Source organism: Phenylobacterium sp. (assembly GCF_046291545.1).
In the GTDB taxonomy this organism is placed as follows: Bacteria; Pseudomonadota; Alphaproteobacteria; order Caulobacterales; family Caulobacteraceae; genus Phenylobacterium.
The window spans coordinates 1,059,138-1,081,248 of sequence record NZ_JBKBSM010000001.1 but is presented as its reverse complement, the minus strand read 5'-3'; the positions used below and the strand labels follow the sequence as shown (position 1 = coordinate 1,081,248).

The following is a 22,111-nucleotide window of genomic DNA, read 5'->3' as shown; positions in this document are numbered from 1 at the left end:
GCCCGCTCACCCTACGTGAGGCGGGACCATCCTCCCAAACGACAGGACCATTCCTAAATGCGTGAAGCCGTCATCGTCTCCACCGCCCGCACGCCGATCGGCAAGGCCTACCGCGGTGCGTTCAACAACACCTCGGGCGCCGAACTGGGCGGCCACGTGATCGCCGAGGCGGTCAAGCGCGCCGGGATCGATCCGGCCGAAGTGGATGACGTGGTCATGGGCGCGGCCCTGCAGCAGGGCTCGACCGGCAACAACATCGCCCGCCGCGCCGCCCTGCGCGCCGGCCTGCCCAACACCGTGTCGGGCATGAGCCTGGACCGCCAGTGCTCCTCGGGCCTGATGGGCATCGCCACGGCGGCCAAGTACATCATCAACGATGGCGCGACCGTGGCGGTCGGCGGCGGGCTGGAGTCCATCTCGCTCGTGCAGAACGACAAGATGAACCGCTACCGCACGTCGGATAAGTGGCTCGACCAGCACGTGCCGGAAATCCACACTTCGATGATCGAAACCGCCGAGATCGTCGCCGAGCGCTACGGCGTGAGCCGTGAAGCCCAGGACGAGTACGCCCTGATCTCCCAGCAGCGCACCGCCGCGGCCCAGGCCGCCGGCGTCTTCAACGCCGAGATCGCCCCGCTGAAGTCGATCATGCTGGTGCAGAACAAGGAAACCGGCGAGGTCTCCGAACGGGAAGTCGAGCTGAAGCTCGACGAAGGCAACCGCCCGCAGACCACCCTGGCCGACCTGCAGAAGCTGGCCCCGGTGTTCAAGGGCGGCCAGTTCATCAAGGAAGGCAAGTACGTCACGGCCGGCAACGCCAGCCAGCTCTCCGACGGCGCGGCCGCCGTGGTGCTGATGGAGCGCAAGGAAGCCGAGCGTCGCGGACTGGAGCCGCTGGGCGCCTACCGCGGCATGGCCGTGGCCGGCTGCGGCCCGGAAGAAATGGGCATCGGCCCGGTCTTTGCGATCCCGAAGCTGCTGGAGCGCAACGGCCTGAAGATCGACGACATCGACATGTGGGAGCTGAACGAGGCCTTCGCCTCGCAGTGCCTCTACTGCCGCGACAAGCTGGGCATCGATCCTGAGAAGTACAACATCTCGGGCGGCGCGATCTCGATCGGCCACCCCTACGGGATGACCGGCGCCCGCGCGACCGGCCATATCCTCCACGAGGGCAAACGCCGCGGCTACAAGTACGGCGTGGTCACCATGTGCGTCGGCGGCGGCATGGGCGCGGCGGGTCTCTTCGAGATCTTCTAGGACGCAGAGCTCATTGCAGGCTCAAGGGCCGCCGGATCGCTCCGGCGGCCCTTTTCTTGTGTTGGCCGTCGCCTGGGGATCAGCCCAGGCGGCCCACCGCCTCGGCGACCACGGCGGGTTTTTCCAGGATCACCATGTGGCCGGCCTCGGGGATCGAGACGAGCTCGGCGCCGGGGATCCCCTTCTTGAAGCCGTGGGCGTAGACCGGCGGGATCAGGCGGTCGGAATCGCCCCAGACGATCACGGTGCGCGCCTTGATGCGGTAGAGCCGCTGGGCGAGGCCCCGCTCGGGGATCGGGAACAGGATGCGTCCGGCCATGCCGAGCTGGCGGGCGTTCTGCACCAGATAGGTCTGTAGGAAATTCGGGTCGTCCACCGCCCGGCCGGCCGTCAGCATCGCCGCGCCAGCCGCCTCGTCGTGGAACAGGTATCGCGGCATTTCGAACGGCATCAGCGAGAAGAGGTCGGCGATCGGGTGCTCGTCGTCCCACAGGCCCGCCGGGCAGATCAGCGCCAGGCGCGAAACGTCGTTCGGCGCGAGCGCGGCCATCTCCGCGGCGATCATCCCGCCCATGGAATGGCCGACGAAGATCGGGTCCTTCAGGCCGAGCGCCTCCACCACGTCCCAGGTGTGGAGCGTGAAGTCGAGCATGTCGCGCACCTCGGGACATTCCTCGCTGTCGCCGTAGCCCGGGATGAGCGGGGCGTAGACGTGGTGCGTCCTGGCGAGTTCGGCGAGGAAGGGGTCCTGCGGCGTGACCCCGCCGGCACCGTGCAGGAAGACGAGAGGCTGTCCCGCGCCGCCTTCGATGTAGCGGACGGGGACATGCCGGGTCTGGACGGTCTTGAGTTCCATGGCGCGCCCTCCCCTCAGGCGTCCACCGGCGCGCGCGACGGCGCGGCGGGCAGGGATCCGGCGGCGACGCGCTTGGCCAGCGGCTTGCACCAGAAGCGGTCGTCGTCGGCGTAGTCGGGGAACATGTTCCGCAGCTTGGGCATCACCTTCTCGGCGAACAGCTTGGTCGAGTACATGCACTTGTCCGCCGGCATGTCGCCCACGTGCATCAGGCAGAAGATGTTGCCGACGTTGAGGCCCTTGATCAGGTCCTCCATCCGCTGGCGCACCGTCTCAGGACTGCCGGCGATGACGTGGCCCTGCTCGGTCAGTTCCTTCCAGGTCAGGGTCGCGTAGCCGCCCTTGGGCGGGGCGTACTGCGACAGGGCGCCGGATTGGATGGTCTTGATCGTGCGGTAGCCCGGCGCGTCGGCGAAGCCCGGATAGACGTGCAGGCAGCGGTTGTAGAAGTAGCTGACGTGAGGGGCGTAGAGGCGCTCGGCCTCCTCGTCGGTCTCGGCCACGCAGATCGTCTGGGCGAAGCCGGCCCGATAGGGGCTTTCGTCCGGCGTGTTGCGCGCCGCCACCCGATCCCAGTAGCCCTGCATCAGCGCCTTGGCCCGCAGGTAGCCGGAGAAGCTGAGGTAGGAGTACGAGTAGGTGTTGTCGATGCAGAAGTCGTAGGTCTCGACCGAGCCGCCGCCCGGGATGTGGATCGGCGGCGTCGGCTGCTGGATCGGCCGCGGCCAGATGTTGACGTGCCGCAGCTTGTTGTAGCGGCCGTTGAAGGCGAATGGATCGCGTTCGGTCCAGGCCCTGATGATCAGATCGTGGGCCTCCTGGTACTTCTCGCGCGTCAGCGAGGGGATTTGGCCGTAGCAGTAATTGGTGTCCATCGAGGTGCCCACCGGGAAGCCAGCCACCAGCCGCCCGCCGGAGATGCAGTCCAGCATGGCAAATTCCTCCGCCACCCGCACAGGCGGATTGTAGAGGGCGATGGAGTTGCCCAGCACCACGATCGCGGCGTTCGACGTGCGCCGCGCGAGGCCGGCGGCGATGATGTTGGGGCTGGGCATGATGCCGTAGCCGTTCTGGTGGTGCTCGTTCACCCCGATCCCGTCGAAGCCGAGGGTGTCGGCGTACTCGAGCAGGTCCATGTAGGTGTTGTAGACCTCGTGGCTTCTGGCCGGGTCAAACAGGCGCTGGTCGATATCGACCCAGACCGAGCGGTGCTTCTCCCGGAAGTCGTCCGGCAGATAGGGCCACGGCATGAGATTGAACCAGGTGAACTTCATGGTCGTTCCTCCGCACGCCGCCTCTGACGGGCGGTCATGTGAACGACGATAACCCTTTCATCGCCACCGCCAAGCCATTGAGTCGCGGTCGCGACGCGCCGGGGGGACTTGGAATGTGCGCCCGGGCGCTTATATGCGAATCGTTCGCAATTGAGTTCGCGCAATGAAGACCGTCAAGAAGACCCTCACATATAGCGTCATGCACCTGACCGTGGCGTTCTGCGTGGCTTTCGCGCTGACCCGCAACTGGCAGGCGGCGCTGGCCATCGGGTTGGTCGAGCCGCTGTTCCAGACCGTCGCCTTCGCCCTACATGAAAGGGCGTGGGCCGCTGCGGAACGGCGAGCGGACGGACGGCCGGCTGCGGCCTAGAGCAGTTCCCAGAAGGAGAAGGATAATGTCGACGCAAGTGAACACCGGACTGGACGCAAAGGCCCGCGAAGCGGTCGCGGCCGGGCTGTCCAAACTGCTGGCGGACACCTACGCGGTCTATCTGAAGACGCACGGCTACCACTGGAACGTCCGGGGCCCCAACTTCGCGTCGCTGCACGCCCTGTTCATGGAGCAGTACACCGAGATGTGGGGCGCCATCGATTCCGTGGCCGAGCGCATCCGGGCTCTCGGCCAGCTCGCGCCCCAGGGCTACGGCGCCTTCGGCAACCTGACGTCCATCAAGGACGGCGACCCGGAAAAGTCGGCCGAAGACATGCTCGCCGAACTGATGCGCGATCAGGAAACCATCGTCGCCACCGCCCGCGCCGCCCTTCCTGCGGCGCAGGAAGCCGGAGACGAGGTGACAGCAAGCCTGCTTTCCGACCGTCTCACGGCGCACGAGAAGCACGCCTGGATGCTGCGCGCCTCCCTGGGCGGCAAATAGGCCTCGCACGCGCGCGGACCGAGACACGGGTCGCAACCTTTAGTACTAGGTGACTCGCGTCGAAGTTGATCCAGGAGGGGGGCCTGGAGCGTGGCGAGGTACCGCATCTATTTCATCGACTCCCGCGGACGCATGCGCCTGGGCGAGGCGTTCGACTGCGAGGACGAAGACCAGGCGCATGCGGCGCTCGCCCGCGCCGAGCGCACGGAGTTGGAGACGGCCGAGCTATGGCGCGGCGGCCGTCTCCTGCGCCGGCTGGCGCCCGGCAAGAGCGGGGTCTGATCCCGCCGCCTTCAGCAGGGCGGCCAGCTCGTCGACCCGGCGGGCCCAGCAGCAGGCGTGGCGCTCAGGCCAGACGACCACCCGGCCCGCTGGCCCGGCGAGCCGATGCGCCACGGCCTTGGCCGGGTCCGGCGGAACCGTCGTATCGAAGCTTCCGAAGACATGCGCCTGGGGGATCTGGGGCATTGGCGGCAGGCCGGCCGGATCGAGGGAATCCGCCAGCCCAGTGAGCCCCTGCCGCGCCGTCCACCCCCCAAGGTCCAAGGGCGCGGCGAGGGTGACAAGGCCCGCCACATCGTCGCGGCGGGCGGCGACGAGGACGGCCATGACGCCGCCGCCGGACCAACCTACCAGAAGAACCTGCGCAGCGCCGGCCCGGGCCTTGAGCTGGTCGATTGCCGCGTCGGCGGCGGCGACCGCCGTCGGGGAGAACCGGCCCGTGGTCCAATCGGCCGGCGTGCAGGCCGGGTCCGCGCGCGCGCCATACTGGCAAAGGCGGCCGAGCCAGGCGCGGGGCCCGCCAGGCCACGCCCGGGCGATCTCAAGGCTTGCCGCCCGCCGGGGCGTAGGGTCCGCCGTGGGGCGGCCCCTACGGTCGTGCGCGGCGCCGTCGCCCTCGATCACCACCGTCAGGACCTGGCCGGCGCCGCTCTCCTTCGGCGAGGCCGCGACCAAGGCACGGCCGGCGGCGGCAAGATCGAGACGGATCCAGCCGCCCCAGGGTTCCGGTCCGGCGGTCGCGGGCGACGCAGACGCCAGGACCGCGAGCGCCAGGGCCGCGGACCGGCTCATCGCCCTAGAAGCCGCGGCGCAGGGTGGCGCCGATGGTGGTCTCCTCCTCGTTCTTCTTGGCCAGCAGACGCTGCACCGAGACTGAAACCGACAGCGTGTCCGACAGGGGCGCGGCGAAGCCGAGGCCGATCGTTCCATAGCTGCCGTCGACCCCCGGCTGGTCGTCGAGGTCCTCGTTCAGGCTGGCGGCCACATAGGGCAGGATGCGGTCCCCGCGATAGAACAGGGCGCCGCCGAGGATCGCCGTCGAGAGGTCGGAGTCGACCTTGCCGATGCGCCGCCCGGCGTTGTCGGTGTAGCCGTCGGTCTGGGAGCTGGACACCGAGACCCCGAGGCTCGGAATGGCCACGAGGCGCTCCGACAGGGCCAGTTGGCTTTCCATGCTGAGGGAGCCGAAGACCTGGTCGCGCTGGGTGTCGCCGAACGACAGGACGCCGGTGGTCTGGCGGCGATAGTCGACGTCGTGCTGGCTGTAGCCGACCGCGGCCGTGACGCGGAAAGCCGGGCTGGCCGACCAGCTTCCGTAAGCCCCGACGGTCCAGCCGTCGGCGCCGTACGCAAGGGACGGGCCGTCGAGGTCGGTGCTGTCATAGCCGGCGTAGGCGCCGACGATGGCGTTATCGAGCATGACGTCGACGCCCAGGGCGCCAGCCCCGGTCCAGCCGTCCTGGGCCGAGCCAGGACGGTCGTCCTCGGTGTAGGAGCCGGTGGCATTGACCCACACGCCCACGCCCAGCGCCTCAGCGCCGGCCGAGCGGCCGCGATACCCGCCGGCGTCGGTCATACGTCGCGGAGCGGGCGCGAGGGCGGCCAGCGAAAGCGCCTGGATCCGATTGGTGATGAAGCCCTGCATGGTCTGCGAGGTCAGCCGGTCGCCCAGCAGGGCGAGGATGAGCTGGTCCGCCTCGACCGCCGAGATGACCTGCTGGTCGCCGACGGTGACGGTGACCACTGTGCCGTCAGGGGTGGTGGTGGTGGTCGTGGTCGAGCCGTCCGGATTGGTGGTGGTGGTCGGCGTCGTCGGCGTGGTCGGGGTGGTGGGCGTGGTCGGCGTGCTGGGGGTCGAGGAGCCCCCGGTCTCGCCGGAGAAGGCGATGTCGCAGGCGCCCGTGCCGGTGACGGTCTTGGTCGTTGTGTTGAGCGTGCAGGTGAAGGGCGAGGTCACGCCGCCCTGGGAGATCGTGCCGGTGTACTTGATGGTGTCGCCTGTGGGCAGCACCTCGGAGAAGCGGACCTCCGCCGGATTGCTGGTGAAGTTGGGGCCGCCGGTGATCGAGATGCGGATGTCGTTCAGCCCGTTGATCACTGTGGTGATCTTGGTGCCATCGGGGTTGGTGACGGTCGAGGTCGTCTGGGCCGCCGCGGGACCGGCCGCGGCCGCGCCCATGAAGACGAGCGCCGCGAGGGCGGCGAGCAGGAAGCGCATGTTGGATATCCCCCAGGTACGGAAGTGACGAAACGTCGCATCCCTGCCTGCGGTGCGGTCCGGGCCGCATGATCCAAGCGGACTATGGCGGACGAACCCTTGCGCCGCTGGCGGCGGGCTCGCCTCCCGAAAACGACGAAGGGCGCCGCGGCAAGCCGCGACGCCCTTCCCCTGGCTCCTGGTGGAAGCCTTAGAAGCGGTACTGGACTTCCACGCCGAAGGTGCGCGGCATGTTCAGGATGACTTCCCGGCGCGGACCGGCGGCCGTCGGCGAGGTCGGGTTGGCGACCGAGCGCTGGTAGGCCACTTCGTCGAAGGCGTTCTTGACGAAGCCGATCAGGGTGTAGCGGTCGTCGATGTCCTTCCACAGCACGCGGAAGTCGGCGATTTCGTTGGCCGGCGCCGTGTAGAGCGGGTTGGCGAAGATCGTCGACTGCTGGTCGTCCGTGTAGGTGTAGGTGCCGCTGGCGATCAGGGACCCCGGGCCGAACTCCCAGGTGTAGGTGGCGCCGACGGTCACCTTGTTTTCCGGGGCCATCGGCATCTGGTTGCCGACGAGGTCCTGCGACACCCGCCCGCCCACGGCCGCGCCCACCGGACGGGCGCCGGCCGCCAGAGCCGCCGGGTCGGCGGTGTCGACGAAGCAGCAGCCCTTGGTGATCTCGGTGTTCAGGTAGGCGTAGTTCAGCATGAGCTGCAGGTTGCGCACCGGCGAATACAGCGACTCCAGCTCCAGGCCCCAGACCTTGGCGTCCAGGTTCAGGAAGGTGGAGGCGGTGATCGTGCCCAGCGCCACGGTGAGCGGCGTCTGGAAGCCCTGATAGTCGGAGTAGAACAGGGCCGTGTTCACCTGCAGGCGGCCGCCGAAGGTCTTCTTGGCGCCGAACTCGTAGGAGTCGACGTATTCCGGATCGGCGTAGGGGTTCGGCGTCAGACCGTTGGAGCCCAGCCAGCCCCCCGACTTATAGCCGCGCGAGTAGCGCAGATAGAGATTGGTGTCGGTGTCCGGCGTCCATTGCACGCCGAGAGTGCCGGTGAGCGCATCCCAATCGCCGGACAGGTCGCGGCGCAGGCCGCCGCCGACATTGGGATAGAGGTCGGCCGTGGCCGCGTTGGCGGCGCAGGAGGCGATCGTCGGGCCGCCGCAGACCTGCAGGGCGGTGATGTCGACGGCCAGACCCTGGGCGACGCTGATCGGCACGCCGGCGCCGGCGAGCGCCAGGGCCAGGGTCGGCAGGCGCGCGACATAGCGGGCGGTGTCGTAGCCGTCCTTCTCATCATAGGTGTAGCGAAGACCGGCGGTGAGCTTCCAGGTCTCGGCGAAGTCGTAGTCGATCTGGCCGAAGGCGGCGTAGGACTTGGTGTCCAGGTGGCCGTTGACCGAGAGGAACGCGCCGGAGGGGTTGGGATCGGCCGCCGCCCCGGTGAGCGTCAGCGGGGCCATCATCGCCGGATCGCCGACGACACGGATGCCCTGCGGCTGGTCGTACTGTTGCTGGTACTGGTAGAGACCGACGATCCACTGCAGCGGGCCGTCGCTGTTGGACGACAGGTTGACCTCGTTCGACCACCACTTCTGGCGCTCCTGATAGAAGGTGCGCGCGTCGGTGGAGACGCCGGTGGCGGTGAAGCCGAAGCCTGTGTTGACGCTCTGGGTGGCGGTGCGCGGCGTCTGGTCGGAATCGCCGCCGGTGTCGTAGGTGTAGGCCTGATAGCCGGCCAGGTACTTCAGGGTCGCCCAGCCCAGGTCCCAGGTCATGTCGAAGTGCAGGCGGTCGTGGTTGCTGAGCTTGCCGATCGCCGTGTAGTTCGTGTTGATCTTGTAGGGGTCCTGGACCATCGGGTTCGAGCCCGAATAGCCGTAGGCCGTATTGTAGTAGAGGGCCGAGGTGCCCGAGCCCACCACCGAGGTGGTGTCGAAGGGCGTGACGTTGGCCAGGAAGGTGTTGCCGACGCCGTAGCTGTCATCCCAGTCGAACTTCGAATAGCGCAGGCGGGCGGTGATGTTGTCGCCGAGGTCCGCTTCGATCTGCGCCTCGATCATGTAGCGCTCAAGGCCGGCGGTGTCGCCGCCGGGGCCGACGTTCTCGATGTAGCCTTCACCGCGGCGTTCGAGCGAGCCGCCGACCAGGAAGCGAAGGTTGTCGGTGATCGGCCCGCTGACCAGGGCGTCGGTGCGCCAGGCCTCGTAGTTGCCGGCCATGCCGCGCACCTCGGCTTCGAACTCGTGGCTCGGGCGCTTGGAGATGACGTTGAGCGTGCCGCCGATCGAGTTGCGGCCGTAGAGGGTGCCCTGCGGCCCGCGCAGGATTTCGGTGCGGTCGATGAACAGCGACGGCGTCGAGGAGTCGGCCATCGAGTTCGAGAAAATGCCGTCCGAATAGAGCGCGACGCTGGGGTCGGTGCCGATCGAGTTCGTCAGGCGCCCGAAGCCGCGGATCGAGAGGCGGTCGTTGTTGGTGTAGGTGACGCTCGGCGTGATACGCGCGAAGTCTTCGACGGTCGCCACCCCGAGCACGTCGCGGCGCTCGCTGGTGTAGGCCGTGACGGCCACGGGCACGTCCTGCAGGCTCTGCTCGCGCTTCTCAGCGGTGATGACCAGCTCCTCGAGCATGGTCTCCTGGGCGAAGGCGGGGGCGGCCACAGCGGCCATCGCGACGGTGGAAACGCCCAGCACAAGAAGGCTGCGCAAGCGCGAGTATTCAGTCATCAATTTCCTCCCAGCCGCGGCAGGCGATGTTTTGGAGGCCTGTCACGCGCGCATTTGATGACCCACGCAGCCGGATTCGAACGCCGCTCGAATAGGGCGAAACTGCAACACTTGTGGCGTTAATGCGCCGTGCGCTGTCCTTCAGCGTCCGAGGATGAGGAATTCCAGGCCGGCGACGCTGTCTTCGATGACCTCGGCCTGGGGCCCGTCGCCCGGTTCGCCGCAGGTCAGGGCCAGGGTCGCCGCGCCACGGCCGAAGGCCCAGAGCGCCTGGGCGGCCTGGCGGGCGCGCTCGGGCGGATGGCGTCCCTCGAGGTCGTCGGCGATGGCGTCGGCGAGGATCTGGAAGGCGGCCTGCTCGGCCGCGGCCACGTCGGCCCTGCGGCCGTGCTCGCGCGCGTCGTACATCAGCTCGTACAGCGCGGGCTTTTCCTTGACGAAGGCGATGTAGGCGAGGCCCGCGGCGCGAAGGCCCGACAGCTCGCCACGGGTGCGCACCGCCTCGCGCATGGCCGCCGCCATCTCCTTGAACCCGTCGATGGCGAGGCCCGCCAGGAGGGCGTGCTTGTCGGCGTAGTGGTAGTAGACAGTGCCTGGGGCGACGCCGGTGCGGCCGGCGATGGAGCGCAGGGACAGACGGGCCTTGCCCTCTTCCTGCAGCAGGTCACGGGCGGCCGAGAGCAGTTGCACGCGCACATTGCCGACGTGGTAGCCGCGGCGCTTCGACAGACTAACAGCAGTCAACGGCGCCCCTCCCTGAACTACGCCTGCGAATCACGCGCCGCCAGGGCACCTGAACGACGGTAACTTACGCTAGTTTACCCTGGGTTTCGCAATGCTGAACTGCCGTCGGGGCAAGATTGCGGCCCGCGCGCGTCGGGCGCGAAACATTGGCGTCAAGGCCGATGGCCTTGGGCTCTAGACGACGGCGGCGAACCGGGCGCCGGCGGCGCGGGCGAGATCCTCTGGAGCCAGCTCGGCCTGCAGCCCCCGCTGTCCGCCATTGACAAAGACGCGGGCGTGGGCGCGGGCGGAGTCTTCGATCACCGTGGGCACGGCGCGCTTCTGGCCGAGCGGGCTGATGCCGCCGACGTGGAAGCCGGTGATGCGCTCGGCGTCGGCCGGCTTCATCATCTGGGCCGACTTGCCGCCGAACGCCGCCGCCAGCTTCTTCATCGAGACCTCGCGGTCGGAGGGAATGACCGCGCAGACGGGCTTGCCGTCGACCATGGCCATCAGGGTCTTGAGCACGCGGGCCGGCTCGACCCCCAGGCTCTCGGCGGCGGCGAGTCCGATGCGCTGAGCCTCGCCGTCATAGGCGTAGGTGTGAAGCTGGTAGGCGACGGCGGCCTTGTCGAGGGCGAGCGTGGCGCGCGTGGAGCGAGACATGGGCTGGCGATGCCGCTCGCCGGCGGCGTGGTCAAGAGCCGGGCGGGGGCGAACGGCAGGCGGCCCGCGAACAGGCTGAGGGAGGCCGGGCGAGCGTTCACCGGGCGCCTCCGGCCTGGGCGGCGAGGGTCAGACGCGGCTCGTCCCAGAGGCTTTCCCACCAGGCTCGGTCGGAAACGCCGCGAGCCTTGGCGGGCGCGTCGTCGAGGACGCGCACGATCTGGCCTTCACGTTCGTCCCACAGCAGGGCGACGCAGGCGGCGCGCTCGGCCGGAGCGTCGATCAGTCCGCGGGCCTCCAACTCGGCCAGGCGATGGGCGCTGACCCGGCGGCGCAGGCGCCCGCCGCCGGCGTCCTCCTCGACATCGGCGTAGCGCTGGATGGCGCTGACCAGCTCGGCCGAAGGCGGGGCCACGCGCCGGGCGAGGTCGAACACGCCGAACGAGGCCGGGGCGCTGCGGGGGGCGAAACGGGGGGCGCGGGCGGCTGAAGGCATCGGAGGGCTCCGTTTTCCTTGCGATGACGCCGTGATAGAGGCAGCATGCGTCAAAATCGGTCGCACCAAGTTCCGGAGATGTTCATGCGCCACGAGAAGGCCGCCCAGGTGCTTGAGCTCGCCCGGCGGATGGCCGCCAGCGCGGAAGGGCTGACCCTGGACGAAATGGCCCGCGACCTGGGGGTCGGCCGGCGCACCGCCGAGCGGATGCGCGACGCGGTGCGCGAGGTGTTCCCGCAGATGGAGGAGGTGGACGACCCGCCCACCCGGCGCTTCCGGATTCCGGCCGGCCTCGACGGCCTTTTCCAGGCCCCCAGCGCCGATGAGCTCGCGGCGCTGCGTGCGGCGCACGAGCACCTGCGCCGCGCTGGCGCGAGTGCGCGGGCCGAAGACCTGGCGCGGCTGGAGCTGAAGGTCCTGGCGGCGTTGCGGGCTTCGGCGCGGCGAAGGCTGGCGCCCGACTTGGAGGCGCTGATGCAGGCCGAGGCCATGGCCGTCTATCCGGGCCCCCGCCCCTTCGAGGACGAAGCGCTGCTCAGCGCCTTGCGCACGGCGATCAAGGCGATGCGGCGGGTGCGCTTCCGCTACCTCGGCGGCTCGGCGCCGGGACGGGTGCGCGAGGTGACGCCGCTCGGGCTGCTGTTCGGCCGCGCGAATTATCTGGTGGCCGCCGAGGGCGAGGCGGTGGAGCCGCGCACCTGGCGCCTGGACCGCATCAAGGACATCGAAGCGACGGACGTCCCAGGCGTGGCGACGACCGGATTCTCGCTGCCGGCGTTCGTCGACCGCAGCTTCGGCATCTACCAGGACGCGATCGAGGAGGTGCGGCTGCGAATCCGGCCGCACGGCGCGGAGGAGGCCATGGGTTGGCGTTTCCACTCGACCCAGACCCTGACGCCGCAGGCCGACGGCGGCGTGATCGTCGAGTTCCGCGCCAGCGGCATGCTGGAGCTGGCGTGGCACCTGTTCACCTGGGGCGACAAGGTGGAGATCCTCGCGCCCAGACGGCTGAAAGCGATCATGGCCGAGCAGCTGGCCCTTGCGCAGGCGAGCTTGGCAGCAGCGACGCCTGGCGAGTGCTAACTATCTGGAATCAAAAGAAAAAATTCACGATTCGGTCCGCACGCTGACTTGTCGCCGGCGCGCGGCCGGCGCTAGCCTCATGCTCTCACGAGGTCGTCGATGTCCGTTTCGTCCCAGTTCCGAAAGCAGCTTCAAGGCTATGGCCTGACCACCGCCGAGATCCTCTACCGCCTGCCCGACCATCCGGTGATCCTGCAGAGCTACATCTGGCAGGAGTACGATTTGGCGCCTGAGTTTCCGGTCCTGCGCAAGTTCCTCGACTTCTGGAGCCACACCCTGGACGGGGTGCTGCATTCGGTCACCGTGGGGCACCGCCAGTTGATCAAGCCGGCGGAGCTGAAGGCGGTGGGGGCGCAGTTCAAGCTGCACTGAGCCGGCCCGGCCCCCGTCGTCGCCTCACCGCCCGTCGGGCGCCGTCCATCGGTCGAGCCAGGCCTGGACCTCGCGGTGCCACTGGACGCTGTTCTGCGGCCGCAGCACCCAGTGGTTCTCGTCCGGATAGTAGAGGAGCCGGCTCTCGATCCCGCGCCGCTGCAGGGCGTTGAAGGCGGACAGCCCCTGCTCGAGCGGAACGCGGAAGTCCTGGCCGCCGTGCACCACCAACATGGGCGTGCGCCAGTCGGCGACGTGGCGCGCGGGGTTGAAGGTCTCGTAGGTGACGCCCTCGGCGTAGGGCGGGCCGCCGTTCTCCCACTCGGAGAACCACAGCTCCTCTGTGGAGTAGCCCATGGCGCGGGTGTCGAAGACGCCGTCGTGGTTCACCAGGCACTTCCAGGGCTCGGCCCATTTGCCGGCGATCCAGTTGATCATGAAGCCGCCGTAGGAGCCTCCGAGGGCGCAGGCGCGACCGCCGTCGAGGAAGTCGTACTGGGCGAGGGCGTAGCTCCAGCCCTTCTGCAGGTCTTCCAGCGGCCGGTCGCCCCAGTGGCGGCTGATGGCGTCCGTGAAGGCCTGGCCGTAACCGGTGGAGCCGTGGAAGTCGATCATCACCACCGCGTAGCCGGCGCCGGCGTAGGTCTGGGCGTTCCAGCGGTAGTGGAAGAGATTGCCGAAGCTGCCCTGGGGCCCGCCGTGGATCAGGAAGGCCACCGGGTACTTGCGCCCGGGCTCGTAGCCGACCGGCTTGACCAGATAGCCGTGCACGGTCTCCCCGTTCCAGCCCGGGAAGCTGAACTGTTCGTAGGCGCCGAATTCCAGTTCCGCCAGGGTCGCGGCGTTATGGCGGGTGAGCTGGCGGGGCCTGGCGCCCGAAAGCAGGTGGAGGTCGGCCGGGGCGTCCAGCCGGTCCTGGGCGTAGACGATCCGCCCGCCGGCGACCGAAACGCCGCTGACGTGGCCGGGTCCGGTAAGGGGCCGCACCGCGCCGCTGGCGGCGTTGATTGCGAAGAGGCGGGTCTGGCCCACGTCCTGGGCCGTGACATAGAGCGTGCGGCCGTCGGCCGACCACGCCACGCTGTCGGCCGAACGGTCCCAGGCGGGCGCGATCTCGCGAACCTGGCCGGTCTTCAGATCGCGCACCATCACTCCGAGACGGTCGGCCTCGAAGCCCGGGCGCTTCATGGCCCGATAGGCGAGCCTGGTTCCGTCGGGCGAGAAGACGGGTCCCGCGTCCCAGGCTGGATTGTCGGCGGTCAGGTTGACCGCGGGGCCGCCTTGGAGGGCGACGCTGTAGAGGTCGAAATTGGTGCTCCAGGGCTCGCTCTTGCCGGCGATCCGCACGGAATAGACGAGGGTCCGGCCGTCGGGCGAGATGGTGAAGTCGGCGTCGTCGCCGAAGGGCTTGGAAGGGACGTCGCCGTCTACGCCGGCGGTCAGGTCCCGCGCCTCGCCCATGGCGCGGCCGTCCGAGCCGAGGTCCTGGACGAAGAGGTGGTTGCGCCGCCCGTCGGACCAGGCGTCCCAGTGGCGCACGAAAATGCGGTCATAGACGACGCCGGTGGTCTTGGACTGCTTCTCGGCCGCCAGACGCTCCCGGGTGCAGGCCAGGGTCGGGCAGTCGGGAAAGACCGAGAGGGAGACCACGATGCGCCGCCCGTCGGGTGAAAGAGCGAAGGCGCCCACGTCGAAGGGCAGGTCCGTGACCTGCCGCGCCGACTGGCCCGAGACGTCGGTGGACCAGACCTGATCGGAGCCCCCGCGGCCGGACAGGAAGTAGATGCGCCCATCCGCCGCCCAGCGCGCGCCGATCGCGCCGCCGTCGCTGGCGGCCAGGCGACGAGGGCCTGCGACGGGGGCGGCGAGGTCCGCCAGCCACAGCTCATAGACGGCTTTGTTGGCGTCATAGTCCGCAACGCGCAGGCTGTAGACGACGTGGCGCCCGTCTGGGGAGACCCGAGGATCGCTGACGCGGTCGAGGGTGACCATGTCCTTGGCGGTGAACGGACGGGCCTGGGCGCCGCCCGCCAGGGAGAGGAACATCGCCGCGATCAAGGCGAGGACAGCAGATTTCATCGGGTACAGCCCCACTTCGGGTCAGGTTCTTGCGCGAAGGGCGGACAATACAGTCACGTTCGCCCGGAAGGCCAGGGGGTGAATTGCACCGCCGCCGCCGCTTCCTGACGCCTGAGCCCGCCCTTATTCCCCGATCAGATGCAGGACGACCTGCCGGCGGTGCGGCGCGCGCCGGTGCTCGAAGAGATAGACCCCCTGCCAGCTTCCCAGCGCCAGGCGGCCCTCGGCCAGGGGAATGGAGAGCTGGGTCTGGGTGAGGGCTGCGCGAATGTGGGCCGGCATGTCGTCGGGCCCTTCGGCGTCGTGCAGGTAGCGCCCGGGCCCCTCCGGCGCGAGCTCGGCGAAGAACCGCTCCAGGTCTGCGCGCACGTCGGGATCGGCGTTCTCCTGCACCAGCAGGGACGCCGAGGTGTGACGGCAGAAGAGGGTCAGGAGACCGGCGGCGATCCCTTGCCCGTCCGTCCAGCGGCGGACCGGCGCGGTGAGTTCCACCAGCCCCCGGCCGGAGGTGGCGACGTCCAGCGTGTGCAGGGCCTGGCGCATGACGCCATGACCCATGGACCGGAGGGCGGCGTCAAGCAGCGCGGGCGGCCGGCCCGGACGACGACGACCGTCCGATGCGGAAACGGGACACCGCCTGGGCCAGAGACTGGGCCTCGGCGGCCAGGGCGTGGCTGGCGGCGGTGGATTCCTCGACCATGGCCGCGTTCTGCTGGGTGGTCTGGTCCATCCGGTTGACCGCCGTATTCACCTCGTTGAGCCCGATCGCCTGCTCCTGTGAGGAGGCGGCGATCTCGGACACCAGACCGTCGATCTCGGCCACCCGGGCGACGATCCGCTCCAGGGCCTCGCCGGTCTCGGCCACCAGGTGAACGCCGGCGCCGACCTGCTCGGTCGAGGCGCTGATCAGGGTCTTGATCTCCTTGGCGGCCTCGGCCGAGCGCTGGGCCAGGGCGCGGACTTCCGAGGCGACGACGGCGAAGCCGCGGCCGGACTCGCCTGCGCGGGCCGCCTCGACCCCGGCGTTCAGGGCCAACAGGTTGGTCTGGAAGGCGATCTCGTCGATCACCCCGATGATCTGGCTGATCTGATGCGAGGACTGCTCGATCTGGCCCATGGCCGACACCGCGCGGCTCACGACCTCGGCGCTCCTGCCGGCGTCGTCCCGGGCCGCGGCCACAACGCCGGACGCCTGCTTGGCGCCCGCCGCGCTCTTGGAGACGGTGGCGGTGATCTCGTCCAGGGCGGCGGCGGTTTCCTCCAGGCTGGCGGCCTGCTGCTCGGTGCGCCGCGACAGGGCGCCGGCCGCCTGGCTGAGTTCACGGATCGACCCGTTCATGCCGTTAGTCGAGGCGATGATAGAGGCCAGGGTCGCCTCCAACCGCTCCACCGCGCGATTGTAGTCGGTGCGCAGCTTCTCGAACTGCGGCGCGAAGGCCTGGTCGAGGCGGAACGCAAGATCACCTTCGGCCAGCTTCTCCAGACCTCCCGCCAGGCTGTCGACGACCACGCGGCGCTCCTCCTCGACGCTGGCCTGCAGGGCCGCGCGCTCCTGGGAGGCCCGGCCCTCGGCGGCGCGGGCGGCCTCGGCGGCGGCGGTCGCCTCCTCCACCTCGCGAAGGGCGGCTTCCGCGCGCCGCAGGGCGGTGTCGGAGACGGCGAACATGCCGACGATGCTGTTGGCGATCCACATCAGGCTCGCCGCTTCGGCCACCAGGATGACGGCGTGCACGATCACCCGGGCCAGGCTGCCGCCGCCGGGAAAGACCGCCGCCGGCAGAATGAAGCTGAGCGTCAGGTGGTGCAGGGCGACGACCGCCGCGCCGGCCAGGATGGCGCGCCAGTCGCAATAGACCAGCAGGGCCGCCAGGGCGGCGAAGTAGGCCATGTGCATGTCGATCTGCCAGGCATGGCCGCTGTGGGCGGCGACCAGCAGGGAGACCTGCGCCATGAGGGCGGCGGCGACGGCCAGGCGCGCGCTGACGCCCTCAGGGTCGAATTTCCAGGCGGCGGTCGCCGCCAGGGCAACGCCGGCGGAGGCGCCGCCGAACGCCATCCAGGGCCCCTTCAGGCCCAGGGCCACGACGGCGATGATCGGACACATCACCCACAGCAACCCGACCAGAAGGCGGTTGCCGAACGCACGCTGCTCGTCGATCGACTTGAACATGCTCAGGATTCCCTTGCGCCGCAGGCTGCGGCCAGGCCGGGGTCTATGACCAGCCACGCGCCCTGGGCCCTCAGGGCGGCGGCGATGTCTGGGGTGTCGGAGCGGGCGACGACGACGAACGGGGCGACCCCCACCGCCACGATGTTCCCCGCCACAGCCGCCGCGTTGGCGGCGCGCGCCTGACTCCACCATGGCGGGAAGACGGCCGCCGCCTCGCGCGGATCTTGCGGGCGCAGGCCGACGGCCACCGCGGCGGCGAGGCCGGCGAGTGCGATCGCTCCCGCTGGAATCCAGTCAGCGGCGCCACCTGCGCGTGAACAGCCCTTTGTCATTAAAGAGCAATTCCGCAGAACAAGGTTTATTTGAGATTACTTTCGGGGGTGCGGCGCAAGCGCGCGGGGGCCAAGTCAGGCCGCTTCGGCGCGCGGCGGCGCGGCCCACTCGAACTCCGGATAGTACCGGGCCATCATCCGCGCCACATAGGCGGTGATGGTCGGATAGCTCTCGGCCAGACGGCGCAGCGGCGAATCGAAGAAGGGCGTCAGCACGGCCGCCAGCACCCCCAGGGCCGTCGCGTCGGCGCCGCACGGCTCCGCCCCGAGGAGGTAGGGCTTGTCGCCGAGGAGAGCGGCGAAGGACTCAAGGGACTTCTCGGCGAGTTCTAGGATCTCCAGATCGCTGTGGCGGCCCAGGCCGTGGCTCCACAGGCTGCGGGCGACGGCCGCCTGGGCCTCGTCACGCACGTGCGGCGGCGCGCCGTCGAAGAAGTGCGCAGGTCCCCGGGCGAAGTTCGACGGCTCAAGCCAGCGGAAATGGACCATCGCCCAGGCGAGGTTGTCCTCGAGCATCCGCTCCACCGCCCAGGCCAGGGCGCGCTGAGCAGGGTCGAACCCTTCGTCCAGGTCGACGCCGTACTTCCGTTCGATGTGGCTGCGAATGAAGGTGGAATCGGCGATGAGCCCGTCGTCGTCGAGGTAGGGGGCCTTGCCCTTGGGCGCGACGGCCCGATCCACCGGCGCACGGCGGTAGCGCAGCCCCGCCATCCGCAGCTGGACCTCGGTCTTGCAGACGTAGGGGCTGATCTCCGGCAGGCCGAAGCCGGGACCGAAACCGTGGAGGGAGATGGCGGGGGAGACGGTCATGGGAGGACTCCGTTGCGGGAGCCGACGCCTACCGCCATGCTGCTGACATCGTGCTGGCAGCAGCCCGGCGGTAGACCCGGCCCATGAGACGCGCGGACAGACTGTTCCAGATCATCCAGATCCTGCGGCGGACGGGCCGGCCGACCACGGCGGACGCGATCGCCGAGGAGCTCGAGACCTCCAAACGCACGGTCTACCGGGACGTGGCGACGCTGATCGGCCAGCGGGTGCCGATCCGCGGAGAGGCGGGCATGGGCTATGTGCTGGAGAACGGCTTCGACCTACCGCCGCTGATGCTGACGCCGGACGAGATCGAGGCCGCCGTGCTGGGCGCGCAGTGGGTCACCCGGCGCGGCGACCCGGCGCTGTCCCGGGCGGCGCAGGACCTGATCGCCAAGATCGCCGCGGCGGTCCCGGAGCGGCTGCGGCCCTATGTGCTGGAACCCTCCACCGCGGCGCCGCCTTCGATGTATGCGCGCGCCGACGCCCTGGACATGGCGCAGGTGCGCCTGCACATCCGGGCCGGCCGCAAGATCGACCTGACCTATCGCGACGAGCAGGCGCGCGACAGCCGGCGGGTGATCTGGCCGATCACGGTGGGCTATCTCGACACCGTGCGCCTGCTGATCGCCTGGTGCGAGCTGCGGGCCGACTTCCGCAGCTTCCGCACCGACCGGGTCGTCGCCGCCAGCTTCCTGGACGAGCGCTATCCCGAACGGCCGGCCGCCCTGCGCGCGCGCTGGCTGAAGACCAAGGAGCGCGCCGACGCCGAGTTCAAGGAACGCTTGTCCTAGGCGCAGGATGGGCGTTTGATCACGTGACTTATCAATGATCCGCCAGCAAGGCGGACACCCCAGGGAGGAGACCATGGCCGACGGCGCCATCATGCCGGCCGAGGGCCTGGAGGAAGCCCGGGCGCGGGCCTACGCCACGCCGCTCGAAGACTTCCATCCGGGCGACCCGGACCTGTTCCGCACCAACAGCCACTGGCCCTGGTTCGAACGGTTGCGGAAGGAGGACCCCGTCCACTACTGCCGCGACAGCGAGTTCGGCCCCTATTGGTCGGTGACGCGCTTCAACGACATCATGGCGGTGGACACCAACCACGAGGTGTTCTCCTCGGAGGCGGCGCTGGGCGGCATCACCATCCGCGACGCACGGCCCGACCTGCGGCGGCCAAGCTTCATCGCCATGGACCCGCCCAAGCACGACGTGCAGCGCAAGACGGTCAGCCCGATTGTCTCCCCGCACAACCTCCAGGCCATGGAGCCGATCATCCGCGAGCGGGCGGCGAAGATCCTGGACGAGCTGCCGGTGGGCGAGCCCTTCGACTGGGTGGACAAGGTCTCGATCGAGCTGACCACCCAGATGCTGGCCACGCTGTTCGACTTCCCCTTCGAGGAGCGGCGCAAGCTGACCCGGTGGAGCGACGTGGCCATCACCATCCCCGCGCCGGGCCAACTGGTGGAGAGCGAAGAGGCGCGGCAGGCCGAGCTCATGGAGTGCTTGGCCTATTTCACACGCCTTTGGAACGAGCGGGTGAACGAGCCGCCGCGCACCGACCTGATCTCGATGCTGGCCCACGGCGAGGCCACCCGGGACATGAGCCCAGACGAATATCTGGGCAATGTGATCCTGCTGATCGTCGGCGGCAACGACACCACCCGCAACTCGATCAGCGGCGGGCTCTATGCGCTGAACCTGTTCCCGCAGGAGTACGACAAGCTGCGCGCCGACCATGGGCTGATCGCCAGCATGGTGCCCGAGATCATCCGCTGGCAGACGCCTTTGGCCCACATGCGCCGCACGGCGCTGCAGGACGTCGAGCTGGCCGGCAAGACCATCCGCAAGGGCGACAAGGTGGTCATGTGGTACGTCTCGGGCAACCGGGACGAGACGATGATCGAGGACCCCGACCGGCTGATCATCGACCGCGAGCGGCCGCGCCAGCACCTGTCGTTCGGCTTCGGCATCCATCGGTGCGTGGGCAACCGCCTGGCCGAGATGCAGCTTAGGATCGTCTGGGAAGAGATCCTGAAGCGCTGGGAGCGGATCGAGGTCCTGGAGGAGCCGCGGCGGGTGCGCTCCAGCTTCGTGAAGGGCTATGAGCAGATGCTGGTGCGGATCGCCGGCTAGGACTCGCCTACTCGGCCGCGACGCGGGCGGCGGCGGGGGTCTCGTCCACCGTCACGCGGCGCATGTGCCGGCGCTGGCCGGGATAGTCGTTCAGGGCGAAGTGCCAGACGGAGCGGTTGTCCCACATCGCCACCGACCCGGGCCGCCAGGGGAAGCGGCAGGTGAAGCCCTCGTAGCGGCAGTGCTCGAAGAGGAAGTCGAGGAGCGGCCTCGACTCCTTCTTCGACCAGCCGTCGAAGCGCATCGTGAAGGCCGGATTGACGTAGAGCGCCTTGCGGCCGGTCTCGGGGTGCACCTTGACCACGGGATGGACGAACTCGCCGACCGCGCCCTCGGCCTCGACCACGCTCATGGACTTGCGCTTCTGGGCCGAGTGGCCCTTCGCCGAATACTCCCGCCCGGCGGAATGGACGGCGTTCAGCCTCTCCAGCGTGGCCTGCAGCCCCGGCGTGAGCGCCTCGAAGGCGGCGGCCTGACTGGCGAACAGGGTGTCGCCGCCGAAGGTCGGAGTCTCCACCGCATAGAGGATCGAGCCGATCGAAGGGTGCTGCAGGAAGCTCATGTCCGAGTGCCAGCCGCCGCCGAAGTTCAGCTTGTCCTCCGGCTCCTTGATGATCTCCATCACCTCCGGGTGGGCGGCCATTCCGGCCACGTAGGGGTGGATGTTGAGCGGGCCGAACCGGCGGCCGAACGCGACCTGTCGCTCGGGGCTGAGGCTCTGGTCGCGGAAGAAGATCACCTGGTGCTCGACGAAGGCCGACCGGATGGCGGCGATCGTCTCGTCCGACTGGTCCTGGGAGAGGTCGACGCCGAGGATCTCGGCGCCCAGCGCGCCGGCCACGCGGCGGATCTGCAGGGATTGAGGGGACATGTCGCAGCTCCTTCCTAGGCGGCGCGCCGGGTTCTTGAGGTCTCAGATAAGGGGCGAGGGCGAGATCCCCAGCTCCTTGAGCAGGGGCTCGGCGTAGTCCACGCGGCCGGTCATGGTCTTTGGATCGCCGCTGGCGAGTTGGTAGACCGCCTCGGCGATGTATTCGATCGGCTGGACGCGATCCTTTGTGGCGGCGTTGATCAGCCCATGCACCGCCACCCCGGGGGTGTCGACGAGACCTGGCGAGACCACGTTGACGGCGATTCCGTCGGCGTAGACCTCGGAGGCCAGGCCCGTGGTGAAGCGCTCGAGCGCGGCCTTGCACATGCCGTAGACCGTGCCGCCCCGCCCGGGGCCGTAGGGCTGCTTGGGATGGATGCCGGCGGGCGAGGAGATATTGACGATCCAGCCCGTATGCCGCTCGCGCATCGAGGGCAGGACAAGTTGGGCCAGGTGGAACGGCGCATAGACCTGCACCTCCATCATCAGCTTGAAGCGCTTCTCCGGGAAATCCTGGACCGGGATGAAGAAGGTGACGGCGGCGTTGTTCACCAGGATGTCGACCGGGCCGTAGGTTCCGATCGTCGCCTCGACCAGCCGCTCGCGATCCTCGGCCGACGACAGGTCGGCCTTGATCAGGGAGGCCTCGCCCCCGGCCGCCTTGATCCGCTCGACCGTGTGGGACAGCGTCCCCGGGAGCTTGGAATCGCCCTCCTCCACCGTGCGGGCGGACACCACGACCCGTGCGCCCTCCATCGCCAGGCGCGCGGCGATGGCCTCGCCGATGCCGCGGCTGGCGCCGGTGACCAGGGCGGTCTTGCCCTTGAGCGGGCCGTTCGGATTGATGACGGCGGACATGGCTGAAATCTCCCTAATGAAATGTCTTATGGCCCAAGCC

General features: G+C 69.2%; 23 protein-coding genes. 8 read left to right on the top strand and 15 right to left on the bottom strand.

Translation table 11 applies throughout. The features are described 5' to 3' along the window. Nucleotides 1-57: 57 nt before the first annotated feature. Nucleotides 58-1,260 carry an acetyl-CoA C-acyltransferase gene (locus ACK4YQ_RS05355; protein ID WP_409609027.1) on the top strand — a complete coding sequence of 401 codons (1,203 nt, stop codon included), beginning with the start codon at nt 58-60 and terminating at the stop codon, nt 1,258-1,260. Nucleotides 1,261-1,339: 79 nt separating this feature from the next. Here the strand turns inward: ACK4YQ_RS05355 and ACK4YQ_RS05350 are convergent, their stop codons facing one another. Both ACK4YQ_RS05350 and ACK4YQ_RS05345 read right to left on the bottom strand, forming a co-directional pair. Then, nucleotides 1,340-2,116, bottom strand: coding sequence for an alpha/beta fold hydrolase (locus ACK4YQ_RS05350; RefSeq protein WP_409609025.1), 777 nt, complete (start codon nt 2,114-2,116; stop codon nt 1,340-1,342). A gap of 14 nt (nt 2,117-2,130) precedes the next feature. Then, a complete protein-coding gene (locus tag ACK4YQ_RS05345) occupies nt 2,131-3,390 on the bottom strand; it encodes an LLM class flavin-dependent oxidoreductase (RefSeq protein WP_409609023.1) in 1,260 nt (419 codons plus the stop codon). 163 nt (nt 3,391-3,553) lie between these two features. Between ACK4YQ_RS05345 and ACK4YQ_RS05340 the strand changes: the two genes are divergently transcribed. From ACK4YQ_RS05340 to ACK4YQ_RS05330, 3 genes are all read left to right on the top strand, one after another. Further along, nucleotides 3,554-3,760: a DUF2061 domain-containing protein gene (locus tag ACK4YQ_RS05340; protein WP_409609021.1), complete on the top strand. Its 207-nt coding sequence runs from the start codon at nt 3,554-3,556 to the stop codon at nt 3,758-3,760. Between the two features lie 25 nt (nt 3,761-3,785). Next, nucleotides 3,786-4,265, top strand: a complete 480-nt coding sequence (locus tag ACK4YQ_RS05335; RefSeq protein WP_409609019.1) for a Dps family protein — start codon at nt 3,786-3,788, stop codon at nt 4,263-4,265. Nucleotides 4,266-4,355: 90 nt separating this feature from the next. Further along, complete coding sequence (locus tag ACK4YQ_RS05330; RefSeq protein ID WP_409609017.1) at nt 4,356-4,547, top strand: hypothetical protein; 192 nt, start codon at nt 4,356-4,358, stop codon at nt 4,545-4,547. On the opposite strand, the gene ACK4YQ_RS05325 is transcribed toward ACK4YQ_RS05330, so the two are convergent. From ACK4YQ_RS05325 to ACK4YQ_RS05300, 6 genes are all read right to left on the bottom strand, one after another. Then, the gene (locus ACK4YQ_RS05325) at nt 4,491-5,339 is read right to left on the bottom strand and encodes a hypothetical protein (RefSeq protein WP_409609015.1); all 849 of its coding nucleotides are present in this window, start codon (nt 5,337-5,339) and stop codon (nt 4,491-4,493) included. The two genes, ACK4YQ_RS05330 and ACK4YQ_RS05325, sit on opposite strands and share 57 nt — an antisense overlap. A gap of 4 nt (nt 5,340-5,343) precedes the next feature. After that, complete coding sequence (locus tag ACK4YQ_RS05320; RefSeq protein ID WP_409609013.1) at nt 5,344-6,765, bottom strand: autotransporter outer membrane beta-barrel domain-containing protein; 1,422 nt, start codon at nt 6,763-6,765, stop codon at nt 5,344-5,346. A gap of 190 nt (nt 6,766-6,955) precedes the next feature. Next, nucleotides 6,956-9,475 (bottom strand): TonB-dependent receptor, encoded by a 2,520-nt coding sequence (locus ACK4YQ_RS05315; protein WP_409609011.1) that lies wholly within the window; start codon nt 9,473-9,475, stop codon nt 6,956-6,958. A gap of 141 nt (nt 9,476-9,616) precedes the next feature. Then, nucleotides 9,617-10,219 (bottom strand): TetR/AcrR family transcriptional regulator, encoded by a 603-nt coding sequence (locus tag ACK4YQ_RS05310; RefSeq protein ID WP_409609009.1) that lies wholly within the window; start codon nt 10,217-10,219, stop codon nt 9,617-9,619. Nucleotides 10,220-10,393: 174 nt separating this feature from the next. After that, entirely contained in the window at nt 10,394-10,864 is a 471-nt protein-coding gene (ybaK, locus tag ACK4YQ_RS05305; protein WP_409609007.1) for a Cys-tRNA(Pro) deacylase, read from the bottom strand. A 97-nt stretch (nt 10,865-10,961) separates the two neighbouring features. Continuing rightward, complete coding sequence (locus ACK4YQ_RS05300; RefSeq protein WP_409609005.1) at nt 10,962-11,360, bottom strand: hypothetical protein; 399 nt, start codon at nt 11,358-11,360, stop codon at nt 10,962-10,964. Nucleotides 11,361-11,444: 84 nt separating this feature from the next. On the opposite strand from ACK4YQ_RS05300, the gene ACK4YQ_RS05295 reads away from it, so the two are divergent. Beyond that, nucleotides 11,445-12,443 carry a helix-turn-helix transcriptional regulator gene (locus ACK4YQ_RS05295; protein WP_409609003.1) on the top strand — a complete coding sequence of 333 codons (999 nt, stop codon included), beginning with the start codon at nt 11,445-11,447 and terminating at the stop codon, nt 12,441-12,443. A gap of 99 nt (nt 12,444-12,542) precedes the next feature. Then, a complete protein-coding gene (locus ACK4YQ_RS05290) occupies nt 12,543-12,815 on the top strand; it encodes an usg protein (RefSeq protein ID WP_409609001.1) in 273 nt (90 codons plus the stop codon). Between the two features lie 24 nt (nt 12,816-12,839). Here the strand turns inward: ACK4YQ_RS05290 and ACK4YQ_RS05285 are convergent, their stop codons facing one another. The 5 genes from ACK4YQ_RS05285 to ACK4YQ_RS05265 form a co-directional block, all read right to left on the bottom strand. Beyond that, nucleotides 12,840-14,894, bottom strand: a complete 2,055-nt coding sequence (locus ACK4YQ_RS05285; RefSeq protein WP_409608999.1) for a prolyl oligopeptidase family serine peptidase — start codon at nt 14,892-14,894, stop codon at nt 12,840-12,842. 123 nt (nt 14,895-15,017) lie between these two features. Further along, complete coding sequence (locus ACK4YQ_RS05280; RefSeq protein WP_409608997.1) at nt 15,018-15,437, bottom strand: secondary thiamine-phosphate synthase enzyme YjbQ; 420 nt, start codon at nt 15,435-15,437, stop codon at nt 15,018-15,020. Between the two features lie 31 nt (nt 15,438-15,468). Beyond that, nucleotides 15,469-17,064 (bottom strand): methyl-accepting chemotaxis protein, encoded by a 1,596-nt coding sequence (locus ACK4YQ_RS05275; protein ID WP_409608995.1) that lies wholly within the window; start codon nt 17,062-17,064, stop codon nt 15,469-15,471. Between the two features lie 2 nt (nt 17,065-17,066). Beyond that, nucleotides 17,067-17,219, bottom strand: coding sequence for a hypothetical protein (locus ACK4YQ_RS05270; RefSeq protein ID WP_409608993.1), 153 nt, complete (start codon nt 17,217-17,219; stop codon nt 17,067-17,069). 252 nt (nt 17,220-17,471) lie between these two features. Beyond that, the gene (locus ACK4YQ_RS05265) at nt 17,472-18,206 is read right to left on the bottom strand and encodes a glutathione S-transferase family protein (RefSeq protein WP_409608991.1); all 735 of its coding nucleotides are present in this window, start codon (nt 18,204-18,206) and stop codon (nt 17,472-17,474) included. An 83-nt stretch (nt 18,207-18,289) separates the two neighbouring features. Between ACK4YQ_RS05265 and ACK4YQ_RS05260 the strand changes: the two genes are divergently transcribed. Both ACK4YQ_RS05260 and ACK4YQ_RS05255 read left to right on the top strand, forming a co-directional pair. After that, entirely contained in the window at nt 18,290-19,000 is a 711-nt protein-coding gene (locus tag ACK4YQ_RS05260; RefSeq protein WP_409608989.1) for a helix-turn-helix transcriptional regulator, read from the top strand. A 73-nt stretch (nt 19,001-19,073) separates the two neighbouring features. Further along, a complete protein-coding gene (locus ACK4YQ_RS05255) occupies nt 19,074-20,342 on the top strand; it encodes a cytochrome P450 (protein WP_409608987.1) in 1,269 nt (422 codons plus the stop codon). 7 nt (nt 20,343-20,349) lie between these two features. Here ACK4YQ_RS05255 and ACK4YQ_RS05250 read toward each other — a convergent pair whose 3' ends face one another. Both ACK4YQ_RS05250 and ACK4YQ_RS05245 read right to left on the bottom strand, forming a co-directional pair. After that, nucleotides 20,350-21,213: a TauD/TfdA dioxygenase family protein gene (locus tag ACK4YQ_RS05250; RefSeq protein WP_409608985.1), complete on the bottom strand. Its 864-nt coding sequence runs from the start codon at nt 21,211-21,213 to the stop codon at nt 20,350-20,352. Nucleotides 21,214-21,255: 42 nt separating this feature from the next. Continuing rightward, nucleotides 21,256-22,071: an SDR family NAD(P)-dependent oxidoreductase gene (locus ACK4YQ_RS05245; RefSeq protein WP_409608983.1), complete on the bottom strand. Its 816-nt coding sequence runs from the start codon at nt 22,069-22,071 to the stop codon at nt 21,256-21,258. Nucleotides 22,072-22,111: the final 40 nt, after the last annotated feature.

Coding starts and splice junctions, on each gene's coding strand:
- ACK4YQ_RS05300 (WP_409609005.1), bottom strand. CDS start 11,360: ATGCCTTCAGCCGCCCGCGCCCCCCGTTTCGCCCCCCGCAGCGCCCCG.
- ACK4YQ_RS05245 (WP_409608983.1), bottom strand. CDS start 22,071: ATGTCCGCCGTCATCAATCCGAACGGCCCGCTCAAGGGCAAGACCGCC.
- ybaK (WP_409609007.1), bottom strand. CDS start 10,864: ATGTCTCGCTCCACGCGCGCCACGCTCGCCCTCGACAAGGCCGCCGTC.
- ACK4YQ_RS05275 (WP_409608995.1), bottom strand. CDS start 17,064: ATGTTCAAGTCGATCGACGAGCAGCGTGCGTTCGGCAACCGCCTTCTG.
- ACK4YQ_RS05280 (WP_409608997.1), bottom strand. CDS start 15,437: ATGCGCCAGGCCCTGCACACGCTGGACGTCGCCACCTCCGGCCGGGGG.
- ACK4YQ_RS05285 (WP_409608999.1), bottom strand. CDS start 14,894: ATGAAATCTGCTGTCCTCGCCTTGATCGCGGCGATGTTCCTCTCCCTG.
- ACK4YQ_RS05350 (WP_409609025.1), bottom strand. CDS start 2,116: ATGGAACTCAAGACCGTCCAGACCCGGCATGTCCCCGTCCGCTACATC.
- ACK4YQ_RS05345 (WP_409609023.1), bottom strand. CDS start 3,390: ATGAAGTTCACCTGGTTCAATCTCATGCCGTGGCCCTATCTGCCGGAC.
- ACK4YQ_RS05315 (WP_409609011.1), bottom strand. CDS start 9,475: ATGACTGAATACTCGCGCTTGCGCAGCCTTCTTGTGCTGGGCGTTTCC.
- ACK4YQ_RS05355 (WP_409609027.1), top strand. CDS start 58: ATGCGTGAAGCCGTCATCGTCTCCACCGCCCGCACGCCGATCGGCAAG.
- ACK4YQ_RS05340 (WP_409609021.1), top strand. CDS start 3,554: ATGAAGACCGTCAAGAAGACCCTCACATATAGCGTCATGCACCTGACC.
- ACK4YQ_RS05260 (WP_409608989.1), top strand. CDS start 18,290: ATGAGACGCGCGGACAGACTGTTCCAGATCATCCAGATCCTGCGGCGG.
- ACK4YQ_RS05325 (WP_409609015.1), bottom strand. CDS start 5,339: ATGAGCCGGTCCGCGGCCCTGGCGCTCGCGGTCCTGGCGTCTGCGTCG.
- ACK4YQ_RS05265 (WP_409608991.1), bottom strand. CDS start 18,206: ATGACCGTCTCCCCCGCCATCTCCCTCCACGGTTTCGGTCCCGGCTTC.
- ACK4YQ_RS05250 (WP_409608985.1), bottom strand. CDS start 21,213: ATGTCCCCTCAATCCCTGCAGATCCGCCGCGTGGCCGGCGCGCTGGGC.
- ACK4YQ_RS05335 (WP_409609019.1), top strand. CDS start 3,786: ATGTCGACGCAAGTGAACACCGGACTGGACGCAAAGGCCCGCGAAGCG.
- ACK4YQ_RS05320 (WP_409609013.1), bottom strand. CDS start 6,765: ATGCGCTTCCTGCTCGCCGCCCTCGCGGCGCTCGTCTTCATGGGCGCG.
- ACK4YQ_RS05290 (WP_409609001.1), top strand. CDS start 12,543: ATGTCCGTTTCGTCCCAGTTCCGAAAGCAGCTTCAAGGCTATGGCCTG.
- ACK4YQ_RS05295 (WP_409609003.1), top strand. CDS start 11,445: ATGCGCCACGAGAAGGCCGCCCAGGTGCTTGAGCTCGCCCGGCGGATG.
- ACK4YQ_RS05255 (WP_409608987.1), top strand. CDS start 19,074: ATGGCCGACGGCGCCATCATGCCGGCCGAGGGCCTGGAGGAAGCCCGG.